The sequence below is a fragment of the Phreatobacter cathodiphilus genome (genome assembly GCF_003008515.1).
Taxonomy (GTDB): Bacteria; Pseudomonadota; Alphaproteobacteria; order Rhizobiales; family Phreatobacteraceae; genus Phreatobacter; species Phreatobacter cathodiphilus.
Window position 1 is genome coordinate 1,970,822 of record NZ_CP027668.1, and the last position, 25,978, is coordinate 1,996,799.

General features: G+C 68.9%; 22 protein-coding genes and 1 tRNA gene. 7 read left to right on the top strand and 16 right to left on the bottom strand.

Annotated features, from left to right (window positions below; genetic code table 11):
• Positions 1-5: 5 nt before the first annotated feature.
• The 6 genes from C6569_RS09645 to C6569_RS09670 all read right to left on the bottom strand — a co-directional run bounded on the left by C6569_RS09645 (position 6) and on the right by C6569_RS09670 (position 7,916).
• Positions 6-1,109 (bottom strand): AI-2E family transporter, encoded by a 1,104-nt coding sequence (locus C6569_RS09645; protein WP_106748642.1) that lies wholly within the window; start codon positions 1,107-1,109, stop codon positions 6-8.
• 89 nt (positions 1,110-1,198) lie between these two features.
• The gene (locus C6569_RS09650) at positions 1,199-1,729 is read right to left on the bottom strand and encodes a CDP-alcohol phosphatidyltransferase family protein (protein ID WP_106748643.1); all 531 of its coding nucleotides are present in this window, start codon (positions 1,727-1,729) and stop codon (positions 1,199-1,201) included.
• 93 nt (positions 1,730-1,822) lie between these two features.
• Positions 1,823-2,707: an alpha/beta fold hydrolase gene (locus tag C6569_RS09655; protein WP_106748644.1), complete on the bottom strand. Its 885-nt coding sequence runs from the start codon at positions 2,705-2,707 to the stop codon at positions 1,823-1,825.
• Entirely contained in the window at positions 2,707-4,485 is a 1,779-nt protein-coding gene (aspS, locus tag C6569_RS09660; protein WP_106748645.1) for an aspartate--tRNA ligase, read from the bottom strand. The genes C6569_RS09655 and aspS overlap by 1 nt, the downstream gene beginning before the upstream one ends.
• A gap of 160 nt (positions 4,486-4,645) precedes the next feature.
• Positions 4,646-6,226 carry an OmpA family protein gene (locus C6569_RS09665; RefSeq protein ID WP_106748646.1) on the bottom strand — a complete coding sequence of 527 codons (1,581 nt, stop codon included), beginning with the start codon at positions 6,224-6,226 and terminating at the stop codon, positions 4,646-4,648.
• A gap of 316 nt (positions 6,227-6,542) precedes the next feature.
• A complete protein-coding gene (locus C6569_RS09670; RefSeq protein ID WP_146144770.1) occupies positions 6,543-7,916 on the bottom strand; it encodes a porin in 1,374 nt (457 codons plus the stop codon).
• Between the two features lie 548 nt (positions 7,917-8,464).
• Between C6569_RS09670 and C6569_RS09675 the strand changes: the two genes are divergently transcribed.
• On the top strand, positions 8,465-9,808 hold the full coding sequence (locus C6569_RS09675) for a porin (protein WP_181313977.1): 1,344 nt from the start codon (positions 8,465-8,467) through the stop codon (positions 9,806-9,808).
• A gap of 122 nt (positions 9,809-9,930) precedes the next feature.
• On the opposite strand, the gene C6569_RS09680 is transcribed toward C6569_RS09675, so the two are convergent.
• Together C6569_RS09680 and C6569_RS09685 are read right to left on the bottom strand one after the other, a co-directional pair.
• Positions 9,931-11,247: a tyrosine-type recombinase/integrase gene (locus C6569_RS09680; protein WP_106748649.1), complete on the bottom strand. Its 1,317-nt coding sequence runs from the start codon at positions 11,245-11,247 to the stop codon at positions 9,931-9,933.
• A 644-nt stretch (positions 11,248-11,891) separates the two neighbouring features.
• Positions 11,892-12,359, bottom strand: coding sequence for an Lrp/AsnC family transcriptional regulator (locus C6569_RS09685; RefSeq protein WP_106748650.1), 468 nt, complete (start codon positions 12,357-12,359; stop codon positions 11,892-11,894).
• A gap of 283 nt (positions 12,360-12,642) precedes the next feature.
• Between C6569_RS09685 and C6569_RS09690 the strand changes: the two genes are divergently transcribed.
• Together C6569_RS09690 and C6569_RS09695 are read left to right on the top strand one after the other, a co-directional pair.
• A complete protein-coding gene (locus tag C6569_RS09690; RefSeq protein ID WP_181313979.1) occupies positions 12,643-13,416 on the top strand; it encodes an SDR family NAD(P)-dependent oxidoreductase in 774 nt (257 codons plus the stop codon).
• A 117-nt stretch (positions 13,417-13,533) separates the two neighbouring features.
• Positions 13,534-15,399, top strand: a complete 1,866-nt coding sequence (locus C6569_RS09695; RefSeq protein WP_106748652.1) for a cation:proton antiporter domain-containing protein — start codon at positions 13,534-13,536, stop codon at positions 15,397-15,399.
• Positions 15,400-15,460: 61 nt separating this feature from the next.
• Here C6569_RS09695 and C6569_RS09700 read toward each other — a convergent pair whose 3' ends face one another.
• The gene (locus C6569_RS09700) at positions 15,461-17,038 is read right to left on the bottom strand and encodes an ABC transporter substrate-binding protein (protein WP_215905803.1); all 1,578 of its coding nucleotides are present in this window, start codon (positions 17,036-17,038) and stop codon (positions 15,461-15,463) included.
• Between the two features lie 90 nt (positions 17,039-17,128).
• Positions 17,129-18,619: an amidase gene (locus tag C6569_RS09705; protein ID WP_106748654.1), complete on the bottom strand. Its 1,491-nt coding sequence runs from the start codon at positions 18,617-18,619 to the stop codon at positions 17,129-17,131.
• 206 nt (positions 18,620-18,825) lie between these two features.
• Here C6569_RS09705 and C6569_RS09710 point away from each other — a divergent pair, with 206 nt between their 5' ends.
• Together C6569_RS09710 and C6569_RS09715 are read left to right on the top strand one after the other, a co-directional pair.
• Positions 18,826-19,986, top strand: coding sequence for a M20 aminoacylase family protein (locus C6569_RS09710; protein ID WP_106750979.1), 1,161 nt, complete (start codon positions 18,826-18,828; stop codon positions 19,984-19,986).
• A 101-nt stretch (positions 19,987-20,087) separates the two neighbouring features.
• Positions 20,088-21,455 (top strand): serine hydrolase domain-containing protein, encoded by a 1,368-nt coding sequence (locus C6569_RS09715; protein ID WP_106748655.1) that lies wholly within the window; start codon positions 20,088-20,090, stop codon positions 21,453-21,455.
• A 91-nt stretch (positions 21,456-21,546) separates the two neighbouring features.
• Here the strand turns inward: C6569_RS09715 and C6569_RS09720 are convergent, their stop codons facing one another.
• The 5 genes from C6569_RS09720 to C6569_RS09740 form a co-directional block, all read right to left on the bottom strand.
• Positions 21,547-22,191 (bottom strand): glutathione S-transferase family protein, encoded by a 645-nt coding sequence (locus tag C6569_RS09720; RefSeq protein WP_215905804.1) that lies wholly within the window; start codon positions 22,189-22,191, stop codon positions 21,547-21,549.
• 5 nt (positions 22,192-22,196) lie between these two features.
• Entirely contained in the window at positions 22,197-22,655 is a 459-nt protein-coding gene (locus C6569_RS09725; RefSeq protein WP_106750981.1) for an SRPBCC family protein, read from the bottom strand.
• Positions 22,550-22,987: an ArsR/SmtB family transcription factor gene (locus C6569_RS09730; protein WP_245898288.1), complete on the bottom strand. Its 438-nt coding sequence runs from the start codon at positions 22,985-22,987 to the stop codon at positions 22,550-22,552. Before C6569_RS09730 ends, C6569_RS09725 begins: the two co-directional genes overlap by 106 nt.
• Positions 22,988-23,052: 65 nt before the next feature.
• On the bottom strand, positions 23,053-23,592 hold the full coding sequence (locus tag C6569_RS09735; RefSeq protein ID WP_106748657.1) for a GNAT family N-acetyltransferase: 540 nt from the start codon (positions 23,590-23,592) through the stop codon (positions 23,053-23,055).
• A 3-nt stretch (positions 23,593-23,595) separates the two neighbouring features.
• Positions 23,596-23,892, bottom strand: coding sequence for a DUF2917 domain-containing protein (locus tag C6569_RS09740; protein WP_106748658.1), 297 nt, complete (start codon positions 23,890-23,892; stop codon positions 23,596-23,598).
• A 137-nt stretch (positions 23,893-24,029) separates the two neighbouring features.
• On the opposite strand from C6569_RS09740, the gene gcvA reads away from it, so the two are divergent.
• Positions 24,030-24,998, top strand: coding sequence for a transcriptional regulator GcvA (gene gcvA / locus C6569_RS09745; RefSeq protein WP_106748659.1), 969 nt, complete (start codon positions 24,030-24,032; stop codon positions 24,996-24,998).
• Between the two features lie 112 nt (positions 24,999-25,110).
• Positions 25,111-25,201, top strand: a tRNA-Ser gene (locus C6569_RS09750).
• A 154-nt stretch (positions 25,202-25,355) separates the two neighbouring features.
• Here C6569_RS09750 and C6569_RS09755 read toward each other — a convergent pair.
• Positions 25,356-25,913 carry a hypothetical protein gene (locus tag C6569_RS09755; RefSeq protein ID WP_146144771.1) on the bottom strand — a complete coding sequence of 186 codons (558 nt, stop codon included), beginning with the start codon at positions 25,911-25,913 and terminating at the stop codon, positions 25,356-25,358.
• Positions 25,914-25,978 lie beyond the last annotated feature (65 nt).

Here is a 25,978-nt window from a genome sequence, read left to right on the forward strand (position 1 = left end):
CCATCTCACATCTCCGGCCGGCCCGGGCCCTCGTGCGGCCGCGGCCGCGCCACGCCCGTGAACAGCGGGCTGGCGAGGTACTGCCGGATCGCGAACCGCGTCAAGACGCCGAGCGATGCGGCCAGCGGCACGGCCAGCATCAGCCCGGCGAAGCCGAACAGCGCGCCGAAGGAAAACAGCGCGAACATCAGCCAGACCGGATGGAGGCCGACGGATTCGCCGACGAGGTTGGGATAGAGCACATAGGACTCGAAGAAGATGCCGATGCCGAAGATCGCCAGGATGACGAACACCATGGTCCATTGCGGCCAGAACTGCACGATGGCGACACCCACCGCCAGCGTCAGCCCGGTGATGGATCCGACATAGGGAATGAAGCTGAGGAAGCCGGTGCCGAGGCCGATCAGCAGGCCGAAATTGAGCCCTGCCCCGCTCAGCGCCATACCGTAATAGACCATCAGCACGAAGCAGACGGTGGCCTGCCCGCGCACGAAGCCGGCCATGGCCACGTTCATCTCACGCATCAGGCCGAGGATCGTCTCGCGGTGCTGAAGCGGCAGCCAGGAATCGATCTTCTCCATCATGCGCGGCCAGTCCTTGAGGAGATAGAAGGCGACGACCGGCGTGATGATGAAGAGGCCGAAGATGTAGATGAAGGTCGCCCCGCCCGTCCAAAGGCTCTGCTGGACGAAGCCGGCGATCCAGCCCGTGGACTGGGTGACGATGTCGGCGACGCTACGCGAGACGTCCGGCAGCCGGTCGCCGAGGACGCGCTGCAGCCATTCGCGGTTCTGCTCGGTGGCGAGCGCCTGAAGCTGGACCACATAGCTCGGCAGGCGGGCGACGAAGGAGGTGAGCTGGTTCGCCAGGATCGGGACGATGACCACCGTCAGCACGATGAAGATGACGACGAAGGTGCCGATCACGGCGAGGGCGCCGGCGACGCGGGGCACCTTGATCCCTTCCAGTCGGCTGACGATGGGATCGAGGAAATAGGCCAGCGCCAGCCCGGCGATGAAGGGCAGCAGGATGCCGCGCAACACGTAGAGCGACAGCGCCAGCACGGCGAGCCCGCCGATCCAGAAGCCGACCTGTCTCTGCAGTGTCAAGGGAGGAACCTCTCTGGCCGGTGGAACGGCAGCGCACCGTCGCAAGGCGGGCGGCGGCTTTCAAGCCTCGCGTGGCGGAAGCGGCGCTCTCAATTGGCCATGTGGCGCGTCCAGCTCACGAGATAGGCGCCCGCCGAGGCGAGGGTGAGGACCGCCACCGCCCACATGCAGACGAGGATCGCCCAGTCGAGGTCGATCTTCAGGCCCTTCGATGCCAGGACCAGGGCGGCGAAGACGATCTGCGCCACCGTATTCGCCTTCGACACCATGAGCGGCTGGATGGTGAGCGGCCGCTCGATGAGGGTCGAGAGGACCACCGCCCCGACGATCATGATGTCGCGGGAGACCACGAGGATCGCCACCCAGGGCGGAATGAAGCCGAAGATCGCCAGCGAGACGTAGATGGAGACGATCAGCGTCTTGTCGGCCAGCGGGTCAAGATAGGCGCCGAGTTCGGTCTGCTGGTCGAAATGCTTGGCGATATAGCCGTCGACCGCGTCGGTGATCCCGGCGATGACGAAGGCGGCCAGGGCGAGAGCCATCTGCCCCTGGGAGATGGCCCATACCACCACCGGCACCAGCAAGATGCGCAGCAGCGTCAGAAGATTTGGAATGTTCACTGTTGCGCTGTCGCGATAGCCCCCGGGAACGCGACATTAGAGTGCCCGCCCCCCACTGCCAAGGCGGCGGAACGGCACAGCGGCCGACGGCCGTCAGGCGCCGTCGCAGCGGCGCACGAAGGCCTGGATACGCCCGATCGACATCGCATCCGTCAGCAGCGGCGCATGGCCCTGGCCGGGCACGGTGAGCAGGTCGAGGTCGGGCCGCCGGTCGGCCATGGCGGCGACGGTCGCCGCGCTGAGGATGTCGGAATGCTCGCCCCTGATGACCATGACCGGCACGCCGGCGAGGCCGTCGAACTGCGGCCAGAGCGTCGGCATGGGGCCGTCGAAGCTGACGCTCTCCAGGGTCTTCGCCAGCGCCGGATCGAAGGCGGCGACGAGCCGGCCGTCCCCTTCCGTCCAGATGCTCCCCGCCTGGCCCCGCCAGTCGGCGTCGGTGAGCGCGGGAAAGCGCGACTGGCCGATGCTCTTCAAGAGCGCCACCGCCTCGTCCCAGGTGCCGGGCTCGGGCAGGCGGCCGAGATAGCTCTTGATGCGGGCAAGGCCTGCCCCCTCGATCACCGGTCCGATGTCGTTGAGGATGGCGCCGGCGAGGAGGGAGGGCCGCGCTGCGCTCGTCAGCATGGTCAGGAGGCCGCCGCGCGAGGTCCCGAGGAAGACGGCGCGCGACAGGCCCAACACCGTCGCTACCGCCAGCATGTCGTCCAGTTCCACCGGCAGCGCGTAGTTGCGCCAGTCCGGGTCGAAGGCTGAGAGACCGCGGCCGCGATAGTCGAGTGCCACCACCTGCCGCTCCTCGGCCAGCGCCCGGGCGACGACGTCGAAATCGCCGGCATTGCGCGACAGGCCGGGCAGGCAGAGGACCGGCAGTCGCTCCGCCACCGGGCGGCCGTAGAGCCGCGCATGGAGCTTCAGCCCGTCGCTCGCCGTGACGAAGCGGCTCTCGTAGGCGCCCTCCCCCGCCACGGCCGCCATCACGGCTTCTTCGGGTCGACGGCGATGCGGATCGAGAGCTCGCGCAACTGCTTCGGCGTCGCCTCGTTCGGTGCGCCCATCAGCAAGTCCTCCGCCCGCTGGTTCATCGGGAAGAGCGAGATCTCGCGCAGGTTCTGCACACCGCAGATCAGCATGACGATGCGGTCGATGCCCGCCGCCATGCCGCCATGCGGCGGCGCGCCGTAGTGGAAGGCGCGGTACATGCCGCCGAAGCGCTCGATCACCGTCTGCTCGTCATAGCCGGCGAGTTCGAAGGCCTTCACCATGGCCTCCGGCCGATGGTTGCGGATGCCGCCCGAGGCGATCTCGTAGCCGTTGCAGGTGATGTCGTACTGGAACGCCTTGATGGAGAGCGGATCCTGCGACTTCAGGGCGTCGAGGCCACCCTGCGGCATGGAGAAGGGGTTGTGGGAGAAATCGACCTTCTTCTCGTCCTCGTTCCACTCGTAGAAGGGGAAGTCGACGATCCAGGCGAGCTCGAACCGGTCCTTGTCGACGAGGTTCAGCTCCTCGCCGACGCGGGTGCGGGCGAGCCCCGCGAACTTCACGAACTTCTCCGGGTCGCCGGCGACGAAGAAGGCGGCATCGCCCTCCTTCATTCCGAGCTGATCGCGGATCGCCGCGGTGCGCTCCGGGCCGACATTGTTGGCGATGGGGCCGGCACCTTCGCCGCCCTCGCGCCACATGATGTAGCCGAGGCCGGGCTGCCCCTCGCCCTGCGCCCAGGCGTTCATCCGGTCGCAGAACGCGCGGGAACCGCCCGTCGGGCCCGGAATGGCCCAGACCTGGTTCTTCGGGTCCTCCAGCATGCGGGCGAAGACCTTGAAGCCGCTCCCCCGGAAATGCTCAGAGACGTCCTGCATCACCAGCGGGTTGCGCAGGTCCGGCTTGTCGGAGCCGTATTTGCGCATGGATTCGGCATAGGGGATGCGCGGGAAGGATTGCGTGACGGGCTTTCCTTCCGCGAAATCCTCGAAGACGCCGCGGATCACCGGCTCCACCGCCGCGAAGACGTCCTCCTGCTCGACGAAGCTCATCTCGAGGTCGAGCTGATAGAACTCGCCGGGCAGGCGGTCGGCGCGCGGGTCCTCGTCGCGGAAGCAGGGCGCGATCTGGAAGTAGCGGTCGAAGCCGCTCATCATGATGAGCTGCTTGTACTGCTGGGGCGCCTGCGGCAGGGCGTAGAATTTGCCGGGATGGATGCGGCTCGGCACCAGGAAGTCGCGCGCGCCCTCCGGCGAGGAGGCCGTGAGGATCGGCGTCTGGAACTCGAAGAAGCCCTGCCCCTTCATCCGGCGGCGGATGGCGTCCACCACCTCGCCGCGGGTCATGATGTTCTTGTGCAGCTTCTCGCGGCGCAGATCCAAGAAGCGGTACTTCAGCCGCGTCTCTTCCGGATACTCCTGATCGCCGAAGACCTGCAGCGGCAGTTCGTCCGCCTTGCCCAGCACTTCCAGCTCGGTGATGAAGACCTCGACGTCGCCGGTCGGAATCTTCGGGTTCTTCAGGCCCTCGTCGCGCGCCTTCACCTTGCCGTCGATGCGGATGACCCACTCGGCGCGGCAGGCCTCCAGCGCCTTGAAGGCGGGCGAATCCGGATCGGCCAGGCACTGGGTGATGCCGTAATGGTCGCGCAGGTCGACGAAAAGGATGCCGCCATGGTCACGGATGCGGTGGCACCAGCCGGACAGGCGGACTGTCTCGCCCACATGGGTGGAGCGCAGCTCGCCGCAGGTCTTGGAGCGATAGCGGTGCATGGAAGCCTCGAAGTCTCGACGGCGGCGCGGTGGGCGCGGCCCAAAAATTCAACGTCGCGTCCCTTTAGCCGATGGACGCGCCCGCTTCAAACGGAAGCGGCATTGCGGCAAGCGCCGGAGGGGACGATGAAATTCCGCCGCGCCCCGCAGCGGTCGCCCGTCAGCGCGCGATGATCTCGATGCGGCGGTTGCGCGCCTTGTTCGCCGGCGAATCGTTCGGCACCAGCGGCTTCGACGCGCCGTGGCCCTCCGACAGCAGCCGGCTCGCCTCGACGCCTGCCCGGACCAGCACCGCGACCACGGCCTGGGCCCGGCGGTGGCTGAGGTCGACGTTCTGCTCGGCAACGCCGTCGGAATCGGTGTGGCCCTCCACCGAGAAGCGCACGGCGGGGCATTCCGCCATCAGCGCGGCGATCCGGCGGAGCCGCGTCACGCTCTCCGGCCGCATGGCCTCGCGGCCGAACTGGAAGACGACGCCGCCGGCCGCCATCTCCGCCTCGATCTTGCCGAGACAGGCGGCGGGCGCGGCGGCCGGAGGCGCGGCGATGGCGGGCGCCGCGATCGTATGGGCGACGGTGAAGCCGTAGGGCGCCGAGCCCTCGATGGCGCCGCGGACGGCGACCGCGGCGGTCGGCGACGACGCCTCGCCGGTGACGATGAGGCGGCTGTCGTGCAGGGTCGCGCGGCCGCGCTCGAGGAGGACGAGTTGACCCATGGCGGCGGTGGCGGCGGGGGCGAAGCCGTCGGGCGCGCCCTCTGCGATCTCCTGCGCATCGGTGAGGGCAAGCGGTGCGAACAGCGCCTCCGCCGCGGCCCGGATTTCGCCGCGGACGACCTCCGAGGGGACATAGCCCTGAAGGCGGACGCCGGCGGCGGTCTTCTCGGCGAACCAGCCGTAGGGCGAGACGACGGGGGCGGCGATGGCGGCGCGTCCCAGGGTGAGGCCCGCCGGCAATGGGCCGGAGAGGGCCAGGTTGACGGCGGCGAAGCCCGGCCTGTCGGCGGCGCGGCCCTCGATCGCGAGGGATCTGTCGGAGAGAGTCGCCGTGCCGGTGGCGAGCCGCGCCAGTTGCGTCAGCGCGAAACGGGCGGCGGCCGGCCGGTCGAAACCCTCGGGCGCTCCCGCCGCCACGACCAGCCGGTCGGTTACCGGACCGAGGCCGAGCGAGCCGGCGAAGGCGCCGAGCGCCGCCCCCTCCTCCGCCGCGGCGATGGCGCCGGAGAGGGTCACGCCCTCGCGCGTGCGCGCGAGTACCAATCCATACGGCCGCACGATCGGCGGCAACAGCGCCTGCCGCCTCAGGCGGAGGCCTTCGGGCAGCGCCGCCAGGGCGGCGGTGACGGCGGCCTGGCCCGCGAGGCCCTCGGGGCGGCCCTCGACGTCGACGTCGCCGCCGGAGAGGAGGACGGCACCGGGTTTGAGGCGCGCCGCGAGGCCCGCGGCGAAGGTGGCGGCCCCGGCGAAGCCGGCGGGCGCCTCCGGCGCGACGGTGGTCGTGTCGATGACGGAGGCCTCGGCGGAGGCGGCGCGGATCGCCGCAATGATCGCCTCGCGCACCGCTTCGTTCGGCACCGCGCCGCCGAGCACGACGACATCGCCCTCGCGGACGAGAGAGAGCTGGACGGGTTCGGCCGCCTGCGCCAGGGCGGGAGCCGGCGCGGCCATGGCGGAGACGGCGGCGAGTTTGACGAGACCACGGAGCAGGCGGCGGCCTGCATCCCGCCAGCGGATCGTCACCATGCCCTCGTCTCCCCTCGTGGCGCGCGCGGCGCGAGCCCTCGGGCCGGCCGCGAATCCGCCAAGAGAATAGCGCGCCGCAACCGGCGGCACCACGCGCCACAACCCGGCTTCACCCGCCCGACGTGACTCGAAATCTTCAGAATATCGGACAAGCCTTTGGGAGTGCGCCGCTTTCGCTGCCTGACGCACACCTCGTCAGGGTCACCCGTGCCGCCCTCGCCGCGCGCTTGTCCACTGGCAACCGCTGCAAAAAAGAACCCCGGCGGTTTCCCGCCGGGGTCTTTGAGACTGGAACCGGTCTTGCGACCGGACCCGATCAGAAGTTGCGCTGAGCGCGGAACACGCCGGACCAGGCGCCCTGGGTGCCGATGGTGGTGCCGTTGACAGCGCCGCCGCCGACCGTGTCACGCGAACGCAGGTTCGAGTAGACGACCTCGATGCCGAGGTCGAGATTGCGAACCGGCGACCAGATCGTGTTCACACCGACCTGCCAGAAGCGGATGTCGTTCAGGTTGACACCCTGGCTGTTGGCGACCGACGGAGCGTTCACGTCGACGTACTTGCCCCAGATGGCCGACCGCAGAGCGGGGGTCCAGAAGTGGCGGAAGCCGGCATGAACGGACCAGGCCTTCGTGTTCACGATGCCCGTGCCGGCAGCGTTCAGAGCGCCGTCAGCGTAGGTCGCGGTCAGGAGGCCCACGCCGATCTGCTGGCGGGTCTGGATGAGACCGTCCGAGTTATCGTTGTGAGCGACATAGCCGAGAGCGCCGTCGCCGTAGGCAGCCTGCAACCACAGCACGTCGCCGCGGGCGAGCATGTCGAGGTTCAGACGGACACCACCGCCGACAGCCCAGCCGGCAGCCGTGCGGCCGATGCCGGCGTTGGTCGTGCGAACCTCGTGATAGGCGGCCATGATCTGGGCGGAGCCCCAACCCTGGTCGACGCGGAGGTTACCGACGACATCCGGGATGCCGTTGCCGTTGTAGATGACGCCGTTGGCCTGGGAGGCCGGGGTCCACACGCCGCCCGGAACGGTGGGCAGCGAGCCGATACGCTTGAACTGCGGATCCTCGACCGAGATCGTGGCCGAGAAGCCCGAACCGAACGAGGCGGTGTAGGCGATGAGGTTCGAGGAACCGCGGGCCGGGTCGAACGCGGCGCCGGCAGCGGTCACGAACTGAACGTCGCCCTGGTAGAAGTTGAAGAACGAGGCCGAGTTACCGAAGGTGAAGCCGGCGAACTGGATGAAGGCGCGCGACATGTAGGTCGCGGAAGCCTGCACCGTCGAACCCTGACCGGTGGCGACGTTCACGTACGCACCCGGGAGAGCGTTGCCGCCCGGACCGCGCTGGACGAAGAACTCGCCGTAGGCGCGCAGGAGGCCGTACTCGGTGTTCGAGCGGGCGTCGAAGTTCAGCAGGAGGCGGGTACGCGTCGAGTAGACGTTGGTCGCCGGGGAGAACTGCTGAGCCAGATAGCTCTCGTGACGGACGTAGCCGCCGATGCGAAGGCAGGTGTCGGTGCCCGGGATGAAGAAGAAGCCCGCGCCGTAGGTGTCGCAGATGCGAACGTACTCGGCGGGAGCAGCCTTGCCCGGGAGATCCGCTGCCTGAGCGCCCGTCAGGCCGATAAAGCCTGCGGCAGCGCCGAGAAGAAGGCTCTTAACCGTCTTCATTGTGTAGACCTCCAAATGTTTCTCCTGAGGGAGCTTGGTTCCGCGCCTTTTGACGGCTTTGGTCCGATATTCCCCGTGTGGCCGCCTTTTCTGCTGTCGTGGCAAGGTGCCGTTCGACCCCAGGAAGGGCGGTGCGACCGGGGTGCCCCCTTCGTCGCAGGGTCACCATTACCGATGCCCCGGTGCCGATCAATCGAAAGAACGCTTCCAAACAGGGTCCCCACTGGCTTTGGCACGCACTGTTGCAGGAAGGACACGGGCGTCTTAACCAAGGCGGATCGGCGAAATATCCGGCCAGTTTATGAAAATCATCGGCTTTCCGCCACTCACGGGGCGTGAAGTCGTTAACCCGCAGTAACTTTCGCAGGCGCCTCAGTCCTCGTCCGGCAGGGCACGCGCCCCTCCGGGCCGGCCCGGCGGGACGGCATCCCCGGCCGGAGGCGCTCAACCCGCCAATCCGCGACGAATCGCCGGAAGAGGCAGTGCGCGGACCGCGGCGAGCGACTCGGCGCTGCCAAAGGCGCCGGAATCGCCCCTCAGGAGAACCCCGGAGGCCACAGGCGGTGAAGAGCCTTCTTCTCGGCGCTGCTGCGGGCTTCGTTGCCCTCTCCGGCGCTCAGGCAGCGGATCTCCCGGGCAAGGCTGCTCCCGCCGAGTACGTTCGCATCTGCGACACCTACGGCGCGGGCTTCTTCTTCATCCCGGGCACCGACACCTGCCTTCGCATCGGCGGCTACGTCCGCATGGACGCCTATGCCACCCAGACGTTCGGTGCCGGCACCAATGCCTACACCACCCGCACCCGCCTGCTGCTGAACTTCGACGCCCGCTCGAACACCGAGTACGGCCTCCTGCGCGCCTACGGCGAGTTCTTCATCCAGCGCGGCCCGTCGAACAACGTCGTCCCGTCGACCCTCGCCACCGGCGCCGGCTCGACCGGTCAGGCTTCGGCCGCCTACATGTCCCGCGCGTTCATCCAGTTCGCTGGCTTCACGTTCGGTAACTCGGCCTCGTTCTTCAACTTCTACCAGGGCGACGTCCAGTTCGTGGCTTCGTCGGGCTCCGCCATGGACCCGTCGCGCAACTCGTCCAACCTGATCGCCTACACCGCCTCGTTCGGTTCGGGCTTCTCGGCCACGATCTCGGTCGAGGATCCGCAGTTCCGCCGCATCGGCGCCATCGGCACGATCACGACCGCCGCCTCGCAGGCGAACGGCGTGGTCTACAACGGCAACCAGATCCCCGACATCGTGGGTAACCTGCGCGTCGACCAGGGCTGGGGCTCCGCTCAGGTCATGGCCGCCTATCACGAGGTGCGCACCAACCTGACGACCGTCGCTCCGACCACCGGCGCCTCGGCTGCCGGCTGGGCCATCGGCGGTGGCGTGCGTCTCAACCTCGACATGCTCGCCCGCGGCGACGTGCTGTGGTTGCAGGCCACCTACGCTGACGGCGCCATCGGCTACGTCTTCACGAACGACAACTCGGACGGCCTCATCCAGACCCGTCAGGCTGTCGGCGTCGGTCTCGTCAGCGCCCTCTACGCCGACGGCAACCTGAACGCTGCCGGCACCGGCATCGTGAAGTCGAAGGCCTGGGGCATCCATGGTGGTTTCCGCCACTTCTGGACCCCGGCTCTCCGCTCGGCCATCTGGGGCAAGTACGTCAACGTCGACTCCCCGGCCGTCGTCACCAGCAACCTCGCCGACATCCGCTTCTGGCAGGTCGGTGTGAACACGATCTGGTCGCCGGTTCGCAACCTCGACCTCGGCGTCGAGGTCGTCTACTCGAACCTCAGCGCGCGCCAGAACGGCTCCGGCAACGTGGCCGTCGTCTCGAACGGCATCTCGAGCCAGGGCAATGCCAACGCCTGGTCGGGCATGTTCCGCGTCCAGCGCAACTTCTGATCGGGTCCGGTCGCAAGACCGGTTCCAGTCTCAAAGGCCCCGGCGGGAAACCGCCGGGGCTTTCCCGTATCCGGCACATCGGGCCGCGCATGCGGAAAATGGGGCCGAACGCCCCCTCCCCCTCAGACCGGCGGCAGGATCTTGCGCAGTTCGGCATCCATCGCGGAGATCGACACCGCGCCGTAGCGCCGTGAGGTCGTCGCTTGGGCATGGCCGACGATCGCATCCGTGATCTTTTCCGGAATTCCCGCGGCGAAGGCCTGTTCCTTGAACCAGTGCCGCCAGGCATGGTTCGGATCCTTTTTGGCAGAGCGGCCGATCTCGAGACCGAGCCCGTGCAGCCATTCGGTCACCCGGCGGATGGTCGAGCGGGCGGGATTGTAGGGTCGAGCGCCCTGCCCGACCGGCGGATTGCTGCCCGAACCGACGACTCCCCCCTCGGATTCGCCGAAAAACAGGCGTTCGCGCCGGGTTTTTTCGACAAAGGCGAGAAATCCGCGCTCCAGCACCGCCGGGTGGATCGGCACGATCCGCTCGGAGGCCGCGGTCTTGATCGGGCCGGCCTGCCGGCTGATGCGCAGGCACCAGACGCCCTCGACCATGATCACGTCCTGCTTGCGCAGGTTGGCGATTGCCGCGACCCGGCTTCCGGTCATGGCGGTGAGCCAGGGAATCCAGCGGCGGGAGGGAATGGTCTGGCGGTCGGCCGCCGCGAGAATCGTCCGCGCCTCGTCGGCCGAAAAGGCCGACATGGTTTCCGCTGCGGCGAGCCGGTCGGCCTTGAACTTGACGCCGATGGTCGGATTGGCCGGAACGAGCTCGTTCTCGACGCCGAAATGGTAGATCGCCCTGAGAGCGGCGAAGTCTGAATGCCGGGCGGTGCGAAGCCGGCGACCGCTCGCGATGAGATGGTCGCGATAGGCGCGGATGTCGTGAGACGTCACGTCGGCCGGCCGGTCGTGACCGAGAAATTCGGCGAAACGGGTGACGAGCACGTTCCAGTAGGGCGGCGTCGTCGGCGCCCCCCCGGTGCTCAGATGGTAGCGCGACCAGGCTTCGAACAGCGAGGCGAAGGTCGTGGCCGGGGCGCCGCGTTCGGCGGCCGGAACCGGGGTCGGCCGGTGCAGGACCACGACCGAAGCCGGAGTCGCGGCGCGGATCGGGACCGGACTCGGCGCGGGATCGCGGTGTTTCACCACCTCTTCCGTCTGCCGGGACTGCAGCAGGGCCGACATGATCTGGATCGACACCGACATGACGATGTCTTTCGCCTCCCGGAAGGAGGCGCAGTTCAGGGGCAGCGGGATGTCCTCGCCGATAACGACGGAAAACCGAAGGCCTTCCACGTCGACGTCGACCGCGTGTCCGTCGAACTCACGACGGACCGCCGGCGGCAGCGGAGGCGTGAAGGTCACGCCACCGCCGACGGCGAAGTTCATCCGTGGTTCGCCCCGAACCGCCAACACCACGCATCCCCCATTTGGCAGACCTCAACGGCCCGCATGCAGACTCGGCATGGCGGCGTCGGCACTTCAAAGGAAAGTGAACTTCCCTATCGGAAGCCAAAACCACTTCATGCACGGGTGCAAATGCCAGTTGTTTTCACATGGCTTCCTTGCACACACATAGTATCAATCCTGCGTGTGCGAGTGGGAAGCACCAAAGGATTGTAACTGAACCGTCATACTCGATTTTTTTGCTTCGCTGAGAAGCGGGTTTTCCTAGACGAGGAACGAAGGGTTCTGCCGGCCCTACTCTGGCACCAGGCCTGCTCTGGAGGGGGTTTACAGGTCTCAGCCCCTCGACTCCCGCTGGTACATTTGGCGGTTCGGGGCATCACGGAGCCGTGAGCGGCCCGTGATACCATGATCACGGGTTGCAGATACGGGCCCATACACCCGGTTTTCACCTAGGACATTTTTCTGGAGCGGGTCGACGGACCGCCGCTCGCGGCGTGAATCGACCGGGGCATCACGGTCGATTGCAACCGGGGGTAGCCGGCCTGAAGTCCTCGTGTAGGATCGTCACCCTAGCTCCCGGCGCCCGGTCCTCGACGCGGACGCGTCGTGGCAGGCCGCGCCGATCACGGCCGCGGCTGGTCCGGCACCTCGTAGGCCGTCGTCGACTTGATGCGCTCCATGGCGAAGCGCGAGGTGACGTTCTTCAGCGGGATGGTGTCGATCAGCCGCTTGTAGAAGGCGTCGTAGGCGGCCATGTCGGTCACCACCACGCGCAGCATGTAGTCGACGTCGCCGGCCATCCGGTAGAATTCCATCACCTCCGGCATGCCGGAGACGGTCTCGGCGAAGCGCGCCAGCCAGTCGCGCGAATGGTCGGAGGTTTCGATCGAGACGAAGACCGTGAGGCCCAGCCCGAGCTTTTCCGGCGAAACCAGCGCCACCCGCTTGATGATGTAACCGGCGGCCTCGAGTTTCTGGATTCGCTTCCAGCACGGCGTCTGCGACAGGTTGATGCGCGAGGCCAGCTCGGCGATCGAGATGCTGGCGTCGTCCTGCAGGATGGTCAGGATCTTACGGTCGGTGGCGTCCATGGTCCGCTCCTCGGGACGGGCGCCCGATTGTTGACGCTCCGTAGAAAACGGTTCCTATACGGATGCGACAACTCGGCACAATGAGAAATTTATTCTTCTTTCGGAGGGGGCCCGCGTGCCGTCCGCGCTCGGCCGCGGGACGCTTGCATCGGCACCGGCCTGCCCGCACCTTGGGCGCAGCGGTCGCGACAAGGCCGTGGAGGAGATGCACCATGCCCCTGATGCCGCCCGCCCCGGCCGCCGGCCGGCCGTCCCCCCGCACGCTCCGGCGGAGGCTCGCCCGATGAGCGCGCCCAGCACGTCCCTGTCGCTCGCCGGCCTCAACGCCCTCGTCATCGGCGGCTCCAGCGGCATCGGCGAGGCCATCGCCCACGGCTATGCCGAGGCCGGCGCCCGCGTCGCCATCGCCGCCCGCAGCCCGGACAAGCTCGACGCGGCGGCGGCGCGCCTGGCGGCGGCCCATCCAGGCTCGAAAGGCTATGTCGCCGACGTGACGGCGGACGGCGAACTCGCCCGGCTGGCCGAGACCGTCACGCGCGATCTCGGCCCGATCGACGTTCTCGTGCCTTGTCAGGGCACCACGATCATCAAGCCGACCCTCGACTTCACGCAGGAGGAGGTCGAGTTCATCGTCCGCACCAACCAGACCAGCGTCTTCTTCTCCTGCACCGTCTTCGGACGGTTGATGCTGGAGCGCGGCAGCGGCGCCATCGTCAACATCGCTTCGCTCTCCGCCCATCGCGGCTGGCCGAAGGCCTGTCCCTACGCCATGACCAAGCACGCCGTCGTCGGCCTCACCCAGACCCTGGCGGCGGAATGGGCGCCGCAGGGCGTCCGGGTCAACGCCATCTCGCCGGGCTTCTTCATGACCGAGCTGAACGCCGCCAAGATGCCGCCGGACCGCAAGGAGAACGCCCTCAGGCGCACGCCGATGGGGCGCTGGGGCAAGACGCAGGAACTGGTGGGCGCGGCGGTGTATCTCGCCTCCCCCGCCGCCAGCTTCGTCACCGGTACGGTGATCGCCGTCGACGGCGGTTATCTCGCCTCCGGCATCTGACGGCGCGGGGCCTCGCCCGGCGCGTCGCGTTGCCTCGCCGGGTTCCGGTCCCCATAATGGCTGAACCGGCGCGGAGCGCCGGTTCCCCAACCATTGTGCCGAGGATGAAGGCCCCCCATGCCGCATGACACCCCGTTGATCGCCACCATCGTCGCTGGTCTGGGGCTCGCCTTCATCTTCGGGGTCATCGCCAATCGCCTGAAACTGCCGACGCTCGTCGGCTATCTCCTCGCCGGCATCCTCATCGGGCCGCACACGCCCGGCTTCATCGCCGACCAGAAGCTCGGCACGGAGCTGGCCGAGATGGGCGTCATCCTGCTCATGTTCGGCGTCGGCCTGCACTTCTCGCTGAAGGACCTGCTCTCCGTCCGCGCCATCGCCGTGCCGGGGGCGGTCGTCCAGATCGGCACCGCCACCGCCATGGGCATGGCGCTGTCATGGGCCCTCGGCTGGTCCATGGGCGCCGGCATCGTCTTCGGCCTCGCCTTGTCCGTCGCCTCCACCGTGGTGCTGCTCCGCGCGCTCCAGGAGCGCCGCATTATCGAGACCGAGCGCGGGCGCATCGCCGTCGGCTGGCTCATCGTCGAGGACATCGCCATGATCCTGGCGCTGGTCCTCCTGCCGGCCCTCGCCGGAATCCTCGGTGGCGAGAATTCCACCAGCGCGGCCAGCGACCCGCTGGTCGAATGGCTCGGCCTCGGCATCGGCGGCGTCATCCTCGTGACGCTGCTCAAGGTCGTCGGCTTCGTGGCGGTGATGATGGGCCTCGGTCGCAAGGTCATCCCCTGGCTCCTGCACTATGTCGCCCATACCGGATCGCGCGAGCTCTTCCGTCTGGCCGTGCTCGCCATCGCCCTCGGCGTCGCCTTCGGGGCCGCCAAGCTCTTCGGTGTCTCCTTCGCCCTGGGAGCCTTCTTCGCCGGCATGATCATGAGCGAATCCGAGCTCAGCCATCGGGCGGCGGAGGAATCGCTGCCGCTGCGCGACGCCTTCTCGGTGCTCTTCTTCGTGTCGGTCGGCATGCTGTTCAACCCGTGGACGCTGGTGACGGCCGCCTGGCCGATCCTCGCCACGCTGTTCATCATCATCATTGGCAAGTCGCTGGCGGCCTTCCTGATCGTCCTCGCGTTCCGCTATCCGAAGGGCACGGCCCTGACGATTTCGGCCTCGCTGGCCCAGATCGGTGAGTTCTCCTTCATCCTCGCCGAGCTCGGCGTCGGCCTGAAGCTCTTGCCGCAGGAAGGCCGCGACCTCATCCTCGCCGGCGCCATCCTGTCGATCATGCTGAACCCCGCCGTCTTCGCCGCAGCGGGGTGGATCAAGCGGCGCGTCGACCAGGGCCAGGCCGGCGCCCCGGCCCCCGCCGACTCCGCTTCCGATCCCACGGCCGAGGCCGCCACGGCACCGGCGGCGCCGGCGCCGACCGACGACGAGGAGCCGCAGAGCACCGCCCTCGCCGGCCACACCGTCCTCGTGGGCTATGGCCGCGTCGGCAGCCTCGTCGGCGAGGGGTTGAGGGCGCAGGGCATCCCCTATCTCGTCATCGAGGACGCGACCCGGCCCCAGGCCCGCCTGCGCGACGAGGGGGTCGAGACCATCGCCGGCAATGCCGTGCAGGGCGACATCCTCGCCAGCGCCAACATCGCCGGTGCCCGCCGCCTCATCGTCGCCATTCCCAACGCCTTCGAGGCCGGCCAGATCGTCGAGACGGCGAAGGCCGCCAACCCCGCGCTGATCATCATCGCCCGCGCCCATTCCGATGCGGAGGTCGAGCACCTCACGAACCTCGGCGCCGGCACGGTCATCATGGGCGAGCAGGAGATTGCCCGCGGCATCATCGCCGAGATCACGCGGGCTGCCGGATCCAATCCCCCTCCGGCATCCATGCGGGACAGTCCGGCGGCCGCCGCGCCGCACGGCGACCTGCCCTTCGTGCCCCTGGACGAGCCCACACCGCCGCCGCGCGACGGCACGATCTCCTGAGCGGGAGCGCAACGCAAAAGGCCGGGCACGAGCCCGGCCTTGCGCAGTCGAACAGGTGGCGTCAGGCGCGCCTGACGCTCCACGGATAGGGCGCCGAGCCGTGCGGCATGCCGGTCAGCGTCTTGCGATAGGCGGTGCGCAGGGTGAACTGGCCGAGCGGAACGGTCGCCACCTCCTCCAGCGCCAGGCGCCCGAGTTCCCTCGCCGCCTTCTGCTGGCCCGCCTCGTCGGGCGCGTAGAGCCATTCCTCCGTCAGGGCCTCGGCCTTCGGGCTGTCCCACCAGCCGAACCAGCCGCGGGCGCCCTGACCGCGCACCAGCAGCGAGGTGGCGGGGGTGCCCCAGCCCGGCGCCGGGCCGGTTGTGTGGAAGATGCTCCAGCCGCCCTTGTCGACCGGCTCGCGGCTGCCGCGACGCTGGATCACCGTGCCCCAGTCGGTCTCGGCGAGCTCGACGTTCAGGCCGACGCGCTTGAGGATGTCGGCCGTCACCTGGCCGAGCGGCCCGATGTCCGGGAAGTCCGTCGGGTTGATGATCACCACCTTCTCGCCGTTATAGCCGGAGGCCTGCAGGGCGGCCTTGGCCTTGTCGATGGACTGCGGCATCAGGTCGTCCTGCTCGCCGCTGTAATAGGGCGTGCCCTTCGGCCAGAGATTGCGGCAGACCTGCCAGGCGGAGGTGTCGTCCCCCTGGGTGGCGCGCATATAGTCCTCCTGGATCGCCGCCATGCGGACGGCGGCGCGCACCTTCGGATTGTTGAAGGGCGCCTGCAGGTGGTTGAGCCGCATGATGGCGACGCGACCCGACGGGTCGGTCACCTCGCGGGTGATGTCGCGGGAGCGCGCCAGCAGCGGCTGCAGGTCGGCGGGCGGGCGCTCCCACCAGTCCATCTCGCCGCGGATGATGGCGTTGGCGGCCGTCGAGGGGTCGGGCAGGATGTGCCACTCGATGCGCGGGAAATACGCCACCTTTCCGCCTGCACCGCGGCTCGCGGGCTCGGAGCGCGGCACGTAGCCGTCGAACTTCTCGTAGACGACGCGGCTGCCGGAATTGTACTCGCCGGCCACGAACCGGTAGGGGCCGGAGCCGACCATCTCGGTCACCTGCTTGGTCGCCTCGGTCTTGGCGTGGCGCTCCGGCATGATGAAGGCGGGCGTGTCCGGCTTGCCCAGCGCGTCGAGCAGCAGCGGGAACGGCCGCTTCAGCTTGATGTCGAAGGTGCGGTCGTCGACCACCTGGGTGCTGTCGATCACCCTGCCGACGAGTTGGCCGAAGGAATCGCGCTGCGTCCAGCGCATGATCGAGGCGATGCAGTCCTGCGAGCGGACGGTCTCGCCGTCGTGGAATTTCAGCCCAGCGCGCAGCTTGATGCGCCAGCGCAGGCCGTTGTCGAGGACCTCGTGGCCCTCGGCCATCTGCGGCTGCGCCTTGAACGCCATGTCGGCCGCATAGAGCGTGTCGTAGACGTAGTAGCCGTGGTTGTTGGTGACCGTGGCGGTGGTCCAGATCGGGTCGAGCGACGACAGGTTGGCCTGCGGGATGAAGCGCATGGTCGATGCGCGCCAGTCCTGCGCCAGGGCGGGCGCCGCGACCAGCGTGGCCGCCGCGCCCTTCATGAGCGTGCGTCTGTCGAACATCATTCAGGTCCCCCTTGCCCGGCTCGCGCCGGCCTTCACTGCGAGGACGGCATGGTTGCGCGCCCCGCTCCGTCTTGCAATCCGTCGAACCCGTCAGTCGAAGCCCATGAAGCCCGGCATGGCGCTGATGGGCGCCGCGGCCGCGAGCTTCGCGATGTCGGGAACCGGTCGCGCCGTGCGCGGGTCGCCGGCGAGTTCGCGCTCCAGCGCCGCCGCGACCGCCAGCACCTTGGCGTCGCCGCCGCGAGGCCCGACGATCTGCAGGCCGAAGGGCATGCCGGCATGGTCGAGGCCGACGGGCAGCGAAATCGCGGGATAGCCGACCGTCGTCACCGCATAGGCATTGGCGAGCCAGTGGAAATAGGTCCGCGTCGGCTTGCCGTCGATCTCGGCGGGATAGAGCTCCGACCAGGGCCTGGGGCTCAGCGTCACCGCCGGCGACAGGATGACGTCGTAGCCCTCGAAGAAGCGGCCCCAGTTCTTGTAGAGCACGGTCTGCTGCTTGAGCGCCTTCGTCACGTCGAGGGCCGAATAGGTCAGCCCCTCCTCGACATTGGCGCGCACGTTCGGACCGACGAGTTCCGGCGTATCCCTGACACGCTCGTACATGCCCGCCATGAAGGCGACGGAGCGCAGCACCTCGAAGACCTCGTCCGTGCCGCTGCAATCGGGTGTCGCCTCGTCGACACCGGCGAAGAGATGGGCGAAGAGCCCGACCTTCTCGGCCAGCACGGCCCGGATGTGCTTTTCCGTCGGCGTGAAGCCGAAATGGGGCGTCACCGCCACCCTGAGCGAGGCGAGGTCGATCTCCGCCGGCACGGCGAAATCCTCAGGCCGGCGCACCGTATTGCCGTGGATGGTGGTCGCCAGCGGGTCGCAGGAATCGTCCGAGACCATGGTGGAGAGGAGGAGGCAGAGATCCGGCACGGTGCGCGCCATCGGGCCGAGCACGCTCAAGGGATTCCAGCCGAGCGGCCGCTTGTCGCTCGGCACCAGGCCGGGCGAGGGACGGAAGCCGACGATGCCGTTGAAGGCGGCCGGGTTGCGCAGGGAGCCGCCGGTATCGGACCCTGTGGCGATCGGCACCATGCCGCAGGCGAGCGCCACGCCGGAGCCCCCGGAGGAGCCCGCCGCCGACTTGGTCGGGTCGAAGGGATTGCCGGTGGCGCCATAGACCGCGTTGCGGGTATTGGCGCCCGCGCCCCATTCCGGCGTGTTGGTCTTGCCGGCGATGATGGCGCCGGCCTCGCGCACGGAACGGACGATGAGCTGATCCTCCTCCGGCACGAAATCCTTGAAGATGACACTGCCGTAGGTCGTCCTGAGGCCGGCCGTGTTCTCGAGATCCTTCACCCCCACCGGAAGGCCGTGCAGGGGTCCGAGCGGCTCTCCCCGCGCCACGGCGGCGTCCGCCTCCTTCGCCGCGGCGCGCGCCGCCGCATCGTCCCGCGCCACCATGCAGTTCACCGCCGGGTCGACCGCGTCCATGCGGGCGAGGCAGCTCTCCAGCAGTTCGGAAGCGGAGAGCTTCTTCGCGCCGATCAGGCGGCGGGCCTCGACGGCGGTGAGATCGCAGGGGTTCATGGCAGGCTGCACTCGGGATCAGGAGGATCGGGGTACGTCATCCTGGGACGGGGGCGGCCGCCATGGCAACCGCGCCGGAGCCAGGCATGGCAGCCGCGCATGGCTCGTCAGGCTCGTCCGCACCCCTTGCATGGCGGCTTCCGCGGACGGCGGCTATGGTCCCTCTTCCCGGCCCCGTGCCGACCCTCCGCACCAACAGGCCCGCCATGCCGATCCCCGAGAAGATTTCCGCCCTCGCCCCCGAGATGACCGCCTGGCGGCACGATTTCCACGCCCATCCCGAGATCGGCTTCGAGGAGCAGCGGACCTCCGAGATCGTCGCCAAGGCGCTGGAAGGCTGGGGCTACGAGGTCCATCGCAATGTCGGCAAGACCGGGGTCGTCGGCCGCCTCAAGGTCGGCACCTCCTCCCGCTCGGTCGGCCTGCGCTGCGACATGGACGCCCTGCCGATGCAGGAGACGACCCAGCTCGCCTATCGCTCCAAGTACGAGAACCGCATGCATGCCTGCGGCCATGACGGCCACACGTCCAGCATGCTCGGCGCCGCCAAGTACCTGGCCGAGACGAAGAACTTCGACGGCACGGTGACCCTCATCTTCCAGCCCGCCGAGGAAGGCGTCGGCGGTGCCCGCGCCATGCTGGCCGACGGGCTCTTCGACCGCTTCCCCTGCGACGTGGTCTTCGGCTTCCACAATGCGCCCAAGCTCGACGTCGGGAAGTTCGCCATCCGTCCCGGCTACATGATGGCCGGGGGCGCCTTCTTCGACATCAAGGTGCAGGGCCGGGGCTCCCACGGCGCCCATCCCGAGCATTCCATCGACCCGGTGCTGACCGCCTGCCAGATCGTCACGGCGCTGCAGTCCATCGTCGCCCGCAACATCGGCGCGGTGGACCAGGGCGTCATCTCGGTGACGCGGATCGAGGGCGGCGACGCCTACAACGTGGTGCCGGACACCGCCTTCATCCGCGGCACGGCGCGCTTCTTCAAGCCCGAGATCGGCAAGCTGCTCGAGGAGAACATGAAGCGTATGGCCAAGGGGGTCGCGGCCGGCTTCGGCGCCACGGCTGAAGTCGACTGGCGGCTGATCTTCGCGCCGCTCTACAACACGCCCGACCACGCGGCCTTCGCCGCCGACGTGGCGGCCGAACTGGTCGGCGAGGAGCAGGTCAACCGCGACGGCGGGCTGAAGATGGGCTCGGAGGACTTCTCCTTCATGCTGGAGAAGGTGCCGGGCGCCTATATCAACATCGGCAACGGCGATTCCGCCCAGGTCCACAATCCCGCCTACGACTTCAACGACAAGGTCCTGCCCTACGCCGCCGCCTTCTATGCGCGGGTCGTGGAGAAGAAGTTGGCGGCCGGCTGACGCACCGTCCGGCGCCGCTTCACCATGGGGAGCGGCGCCGCTTGGCCACGGCCCGGCCGCCATGCCACAGTCCGCCCGACAGAAGCGACGAGGGGTGAACCATGGATGACTGGCTGAGAGCCGCGCTCGACTATGTGCCGCGCTGGATCGATTTTCAGGTCCAGCATCTCGACCAGCCCGGCTGTTCGATCGCCGTCGCCCACAAGGGTGAAATCGTGCTGGAGGAGGCCTTCGGCACGGCGAACCTGTCGACCGGCGAGGCGCTCACCCCGCGCCACCGCTTCCGGGTCGCCTCCCACTCCAAGACATTCACCGCCGCCGGCATTCTCAAGCTGAAGGACCGCGGCCTGCTGCGCCTCGACGACGCCGCCGGCACCTTCGTGCAGGGGCTCCACGAGGAGGCCGCCGCCGCCACCGTCCAGCAGCTCCTGTCCCACAGCGCCGGCTATGTCCGCGACGGGGCCGACTCCGGCTACTTCGCCGACCTGAGGCCGTTCCTCACCGCAGCGCAGCTGCGCGAGGAACTGGCCCTCGCCCCGCCCCTGCCGGCCGGCCAGCGCTTCAAATATTCCAACCACGGCTACGGCATCCTCGGCCTCATCATCGAGGCGGTCACCGGCGAGCACTACCGCGACTGGATCATGCGCGAGATCGTCGGCCCTGCCGGCCTGTCCGAGACCTATGCCGACATCGGCCTGATGCGCGAGGGCACGCTGGCGAGCGGCCATTCCACCCGCCTGCCCTTCGGCAAGCGTCTGGTCATTCCCGGCAATGCCGCGACCGCCGATCTCGCCTCGGCCACCGGCTTCGTCTCCACTGCCGCCGACCTCGCGCGGTTCTTCTCGCAACTCGCGCCCTCGTCGCCGGCCGCCCTGCTTTCGCCGGCGGCCCGCCGCGATATGACGCGCCGCCACTGGCGGGACAACGAATCGACCCTCGAGCGCTACTACGGCCTCGGCACCATCTCCGGCTCCGTCGCCGGCTGGGATTGGTTCGGCCATTCCGGCTCCTTCGCGGGCACCCTGTCGCGCACGGCGGTCTTCCCCGCGCAGGACATCGCCATCTCGGTGCTCACCAACGCCATCGACGGCCCGGCGCAGCTCTGGGTCGACGGCATTGCCCACATCCTCAAGACCTTCGAGAAGAACGGCCCGCCCGCCGCGGAGGTCGCCGACTGGGCCGGCCGCTGGTGGACGCTCTGGGGGGCGGTCGACCTCGTGCCCGTCGGCAACAAGGTTCTCGCCTGCCCGCCGGCGCTGAACCCGCCTCTCTCCGAGGTGAGCGAGATCACCGTGACCGGGCTCGACGCCGGCCTCATCACCCGTGCTCCCGGCTTCAACCAGGCGGGCGAGGCGGCGACCCGCATGCGCGACGCCGAGGGTGAGATATCGCAGATCTGGCTCGGCGGCGTGCGCCTGGTGGGCGAGTTCGCCTTCGCCGAGGAGGCGGCGGGCCGCTACGGCGCCTGAGGGCGGCGGAAGAAGGGTGCCCGACCCTTCCCGGCACGGGGATGGCCGGGGAGGATCGGGCGTGAGGCCAATCCCTGGCCTCTGGACCTCGTCAGACGGCGAGCTGCGGAAACGGCGCGTCCCAATGGGCCAGCGCCCGCAGCCGGTCGTTCCAGCGGGCGACCGCGGGGTAGTCGCCGAGCGGGATATTTGCCTTGTCCGCATAGGGGAAGGTGACGGCCACCGAAACGTCCGCCAGGGAGAGGGTCGGACCGAGGATAAAATTCCTTTCCGCCAGTTCGGCGTCGAGAATCTGCAACCCCTTGCGAGTTCGGGCGAGCGCGGCGGCCTCCGCCTGCCCGTCGACCTCGCCGATCCCGAACATCGGGCGGATGACGTGCTCGAAATAGAGCGTGCCGGCCTGCGGATTGAACTCGTGCGCCGCCCAGCTCAGCCAGCGCTGGACCTCCACCTGGCCGCGCCGATCGGCGGGCCAGAGATCGGAGCCCATGCCGAGCGCCAGATGCATCATGATCGCGTCGGACTCCCACAGGGCGAGGTCGCCGTCGACGAGCAGCGGCACCTTGCCGTTGGGGTTCAACGCGCGGAAGGCCGGCGCCTTGTGCTCGCCCTTGCCGAGGTCGACGCGGACGAAGTCGACCGGCGCGTCGAGATGGCGCGCCACGAAACAGGCCTTCCGCGGCATCAGCGTCTCGGCATAGTGCAGCCGCATGCGGTCGGGGGACTGGAACGTCATGCCGGTCAGGCCTCCTGTGCCATGTAGGCTTCGAGCTTGTTGAGCGAGGCGGTCCAGCCGCGCGTATGGCCGAGGCGCGCCGCCTCGTCGAAGAACTGCTCGTGGATGAGGGTGAGCATGCAGCCCTCCCCGTCCGGCCGGCAGCGCACCGTCACCAGCGACACCCGCTCGGGCGTCGATTTCCAGTACCAGGAGAAGACCAGCCTCTCGTCCGGCACGACCTCCTGGTAGGTGCCGTGCACGTCATGGCGCTCGCCGGCATAGGAAAAGCCGATGTGGAAGTCGCCGCCCACGCGGACGTCGAGATCGGCGACGAGCATGTCGTCCGGGGTGCCTGGCCCCCACCACTGCGCCAGCTTCAGCGGGTCGGTCCACGCCGCGTAGACCCGCGCGGGCGAGGCGTTGAGCCATCGCCGGAGGGTGAGGCTGGGCTTGGCGTCGCCGTGGCGAGCCGGAGCGTCGATCGGTCGGGACTGGGCGGACATGACTCCTCCTCCAGGAAGGCTTGCAGCCGGTCGAGCCGGCGGGTCCAGAAGATCTGGTAGTGGGTGAGCCAGTTCACCGCCTCCTCCATCGGAGCAGCGTTCAACCGGCAGAGGACGGTTCGCCCGGACTTGGTCCGGGTGACGAGATCGGCTTCGGCCAGCACGTCGAGATGCTTCATCACCGCCGGCAGCGACATGGCGAAGGGCCTGGCGAGATCGCTGACCGACATCTCCTCGGCGGAGGCGAGCTGGGCCAGCAGCGCCCGCCGGGTGGGATCGGCGAGAGCCTGGAAGGTTCTGTTGAGGGGCAAGGCCTGATGCTTAACCATGAAGTTAAGTGTTAGGGCGCCGGCCTCGTGCTGTCAAGCGGCCCCCCTCAGGCCGCGCGGTGCAGCGGGCGGCAGGCTGCGGGGACGGGGCGAAGCGGCCGCGAGATCGCCACGAGGCGGGGATCGCTGCGCGAGACGCCGGCGGCAAAGCCCGCCCGCGCCGCCAGCGCCAGCATGCGGCGGTTGCCCGCAAGCACCTCGCCGTGGATGAGCGCGGCCCGCGGCGCGGCGCGGCGGGCGAGACTCGCCACCAGGGCCCGGCCGATGCCCCGCCCCTGCCAGGCATCGGCGACGGAGAGGGCGAATTCGGCCCGGCCGTCGCTGCCAAAGGCGCAGATCGCCTCGCCCACCATCACGCCCTCCCCCGGCCCGCCCGCGATGGCGGCGAGGGCGAAGACGTCGCGGCCGGCGACGAGGCGCAGCGCCTCCGCCTCGCTGATCAGGTTGACGCCGCCGAGGAAGCGGCTGTGCCGCGAGGCGGGCGACAGCGCCGCCACATGGGAGGCGAGGAGCGGCGCCTCCTCCGCTGCCAAGGGGCGGATGATGAGGAACCCGGCGCCGAGCGCCACGTGGTCGGCCGCGCCCATGGTTCAGGCCGCCCGGCTGGCGGCTACTGGCGCGTTCGTCTCCGGCGCGGCGGCCGGCGCGGCGGGGGCCGTCTCGATCTGCACAGCCGCCGGCCCGGCCAGGGCGCAGACCAGCGTCAGGCCGGCGCGGTCGACCACGAAGGCCTCGCCCTCCTCGACCACGACGTCGCGCGGGTCGTCCTGCAGCGTCACCCACAGGGCTCCGGCGAGGGCGAGGATGCGGGTGCCCACGGCCTCGGGCAGGCGGACGACGCCTCCCCGCACGAGATCGACGCGGACGGACGGATCGAGACAGACCATGGCGGCCTCCCTGGATGAGTGAGGGGAATGTGAAAGCTGCTGCGAGGCGCGACACCGGCGCCGTTCTATGCTTAGAATGCAGGCGGTTTCCGCAGCGCACAAACGATCAAATCTCACACACCTGATGAGTTCTGCTCATGGCACGCAAACGCTATGACCTGCCCCCGCTGGGCTTCGTGCAAGGCTTCGAGGCCGCCGCCCGCACCCTCTCCTTCACCCGCGCCGCCGACGAACTGGCGTTGACCCAGTCGGCGGTGAGCCGCCAGATCAAGACGCTGGAGGACCATCTCGGCGTCGTCCTCTTCGAGCGCCGCCACCGCACCCTCGCCCTCACCGAGGACGGCCGCGCCTTCCAGCGTATCGCCGTCGACGTGCTCGACCGCCTGCAGGGCGCCATCAACCAGATGCGCTCCCGCGGCGCCGACAACCAGCTCGCGGTGACCACCGTCACCGGCTTCGCCTCGCTGTGGCTGATTCCGCGCCTCAAGCGCTTCACCCGCCTCAACCCGCATATCGACGTCCGGATCATCGCCAACGACCGCGTCCTCGACCTCGACCGCAGCCAGATCGACCTCGCCATCCGCTATTCGAAGGTGGACCGCGCCGCGCCCGACGCCGAAAAGCTCTTCGCCGAGGACATCCTGCCGGTCTGCCATCCCTCGCTGGTGGCCGACGTCGCGACGCCGCTGCTGCGGCCGGAGGACCTGAGGCATCACACGCTGCTGCATCTCGACTATCACGGCGCCAGCCGCACCTGGTTCGACTGGGGCACCTGGATGACCGCCCTCGGCATCGAGGACCTGCGGCCGGCCGGCTCCCTGCGCTTCTCGCGCTACGACCAGATGATCCAGGCCGCCATGAGCGGCCAGGGCGTCGCTCTCGGCGTCTCGCCGCTGATCAACGAGGCGATCCGCTCCGGCACCCTGGTCGCGCCCTTCGACCGGCAGGTGGACGGCCCCCACGGCTATTATCTCATCCGCTCGCGCGCCGGTGCCGCGCGGCCGCAGGTCGCCGCCTTCTGCGCCTGGCTGCGCGAGGAGGCGACGGAGGACGCCATCGCCGAGCCTCTGGCCGACAGCGCCGGCTTCGGCGCGGCGGTGCTGTGAGGGACGGCCGGGCGAGCGGGCCGGCTGCGGCAGGCCGGGGGCGCGCCCCTGTCCACAAGGCCGGCCTGCCGCCTTGCAAATCAGCGGCGGCGCGGGCATAGAACCCGTCAACGGAGACGTGGCCGAGCGGCTGAAGGCACTCGTTTGCTAAATGAGCATACCCCAAAAGGGTATCGAGGGTTCGAATCCCTCCGTCTCCGCCACCATCCCGCTCACGGCAGCCACGCTTCGCTCGACACCCGCATTGGGCCTGTCGGCCGGTCGCGCCGTCGCGCTGTTGGCTGAGAGTTCGGACGTCGCCCTTGCCGCTCCGCCCTCTTCATTGTCCCAACAGTGTTGCAGTCGCCCGCTCTCCTCTCAGGCGCCTGCCGCATCGGCCTCGGGAAAGTCCAGATGATAGCGCTGTCCTGCGCCATCCCACACGAATTGGCAGCGGGACAGGAAGGCGCGACCAAGGATCACCCGGGTCGGCACCCTCTCATAGTCACGAACGAGGGACAGGACCTCAGCGTCGACGTTGAGATCGTAGTTCCGGCTGAGATCGACGCTGACGCGCGCCAGATAGCGCGTTGCATCGCGGATGAGCACGCCGGAAAAGGTGCCCTCCAGTTTCGTGCCGAACCGCTCGCAGAGGCCCGGATCCATGCGGATACGGGACACGCCCGTGTCGATGAGGCCCCAGACCCATTCCGAAATCCCGCCGTCGCCGCCGCCATAGAAGCCGACATGAACCTTGATGCAGGGGAAGCCGGCGACGTTGTCTTGCGTAGGCTTGCCGAGGGGGTCGAGAAAGACGATGTCGACGCGAGCCATGCGGCCTCCGGGGGTGAGGATCAGGGCAGTGCAGGTGGGTGGGGCCGTCCAGGTCGTCGCGGGATAGTCGAACTCGAACAGGCGCCTGCGGCGGTCGGTCATGCCGCACCCGGACATTCGCGGATTCGCGGTGGCCCTGCGACCTTACGGGGGTAGTCGCTGACATG

Excerpts from the sequence above, each read along its gene's own strand:
- C6569_RS09655 (WP_106748644.1), bottom strand. The coding sequence starts at position 2,707 with ATGGCGGCCGTGGCGGGGGAGGGCGCCTACGAGAGCCGCTTCGTCACG.
- aspS (WP_106748645.1), bottom strand. The coding sequence starts at position 4,485 with ATGCACCGCTATCGCTCCAAGACCTGCGGCGAGCTGCGCTCCACCCAT.
- C6569_RS09665 (WP_106748646.1), bottom strand. The coding sequence starts at position 6,226 with ATGGTGACGATCCGCTGGCGGGATGCAGGCCGCCGCCTGCTCCGTGGT.
- C6569_RS09680 (WP_106748649.1), bottom strand. The coding sequence starts at position 11,247 with ATGAACTTCGCCGTCGGCGGTGGCGTGACCTTCACGCCTCCGCTGCCG.
- C6569_RS09685 (WP_106748650.1), bottom strand. The coding sequence starts at position 12,359 with ATGGACGCCACCGACCGTAAGATCCTGACCATCCTGCAGGACGACGCC.
- C6569_RS09690 (WP_181313979.1), top strand. The coding sequence starts at position 12,643 with ATGAGCGCGCCCAGCACGTCCCTGTCGCTCGCCGGCCTCAACGCCCTC.
- C6569_RS09695 (WP_106748652.1), top strand. The coding sequence starts at position 13,534 with ATGCCGCATGACACCCCGTTGATCGCCACCATCGTCGCTGGTCTGGGG.
- C6569_RS09700 (WP_215905803.1), bottom strand. The coding sequence starts at position 17,038 with ATGATGTTCGACAGACGCACGCTCATGAAGGGCGCGGCGGCCACGCTG.
- C6569_RS09705 (WP_106748654.1), bottom strand. The coding sequence starts at position 18,619 with ATGAACCCCTGCGATCTCACCGCCGTCGAGGCCCGCCGCCTGATCGGC.
- C6569_RS09710 (WP_106750979.1), top strand. The coding sequence starts at position 18,826 with ATGCCGATCCCCGAGAAGATTTCCGCCCTCGCCCCCGAGATGACCGCC.
- C6569_RS09715 (WP_106748655.1), top strand. The coding sequence starts at position 20,088 with ATGGATGACTGGCTGAGAGCCGCGCTCGACTATGTGCCGCGCTGGATC.
- C6569_RS09720 (WP_215905804.1), bottom strand. The coding sequence starts at position 22,191 with ATGACGTTCCAGTCCCCCGACCGCATGCGGCTGCACTATGCCGAGACG.
- C6569_RS09735 (WP_106748657.1), bottom strand. The coding sequence starts at position 23,592 with ATGGGCGCGGCCGACCACGTGGCGCTCGGCGCCGGGTTCCTCATCATC.
- C6569_RS09740 (WP_106748658.1), bottom strand. The coding sequence starts at position 23,892 with ATGGTCTGTCTCGATCCGTCCGTCCGCGTCGATCTCGTGCGGGGAGGC.
- gcvA (WP_106748659.1), top strand. The coding sequence starts at position 24,030 with ATGGCACGCAAACGCTATGACCTGCCCCCGCTGGGCTTCGTGCAAGGC.
- C6569_RS09755 (WP_146144771.1), bottom strand. The coding sequence starts at position 25,913 with ATGACCGACCGCCGCAGGCGCCTGTTCGAGTTCGACTATCCCGCGACG.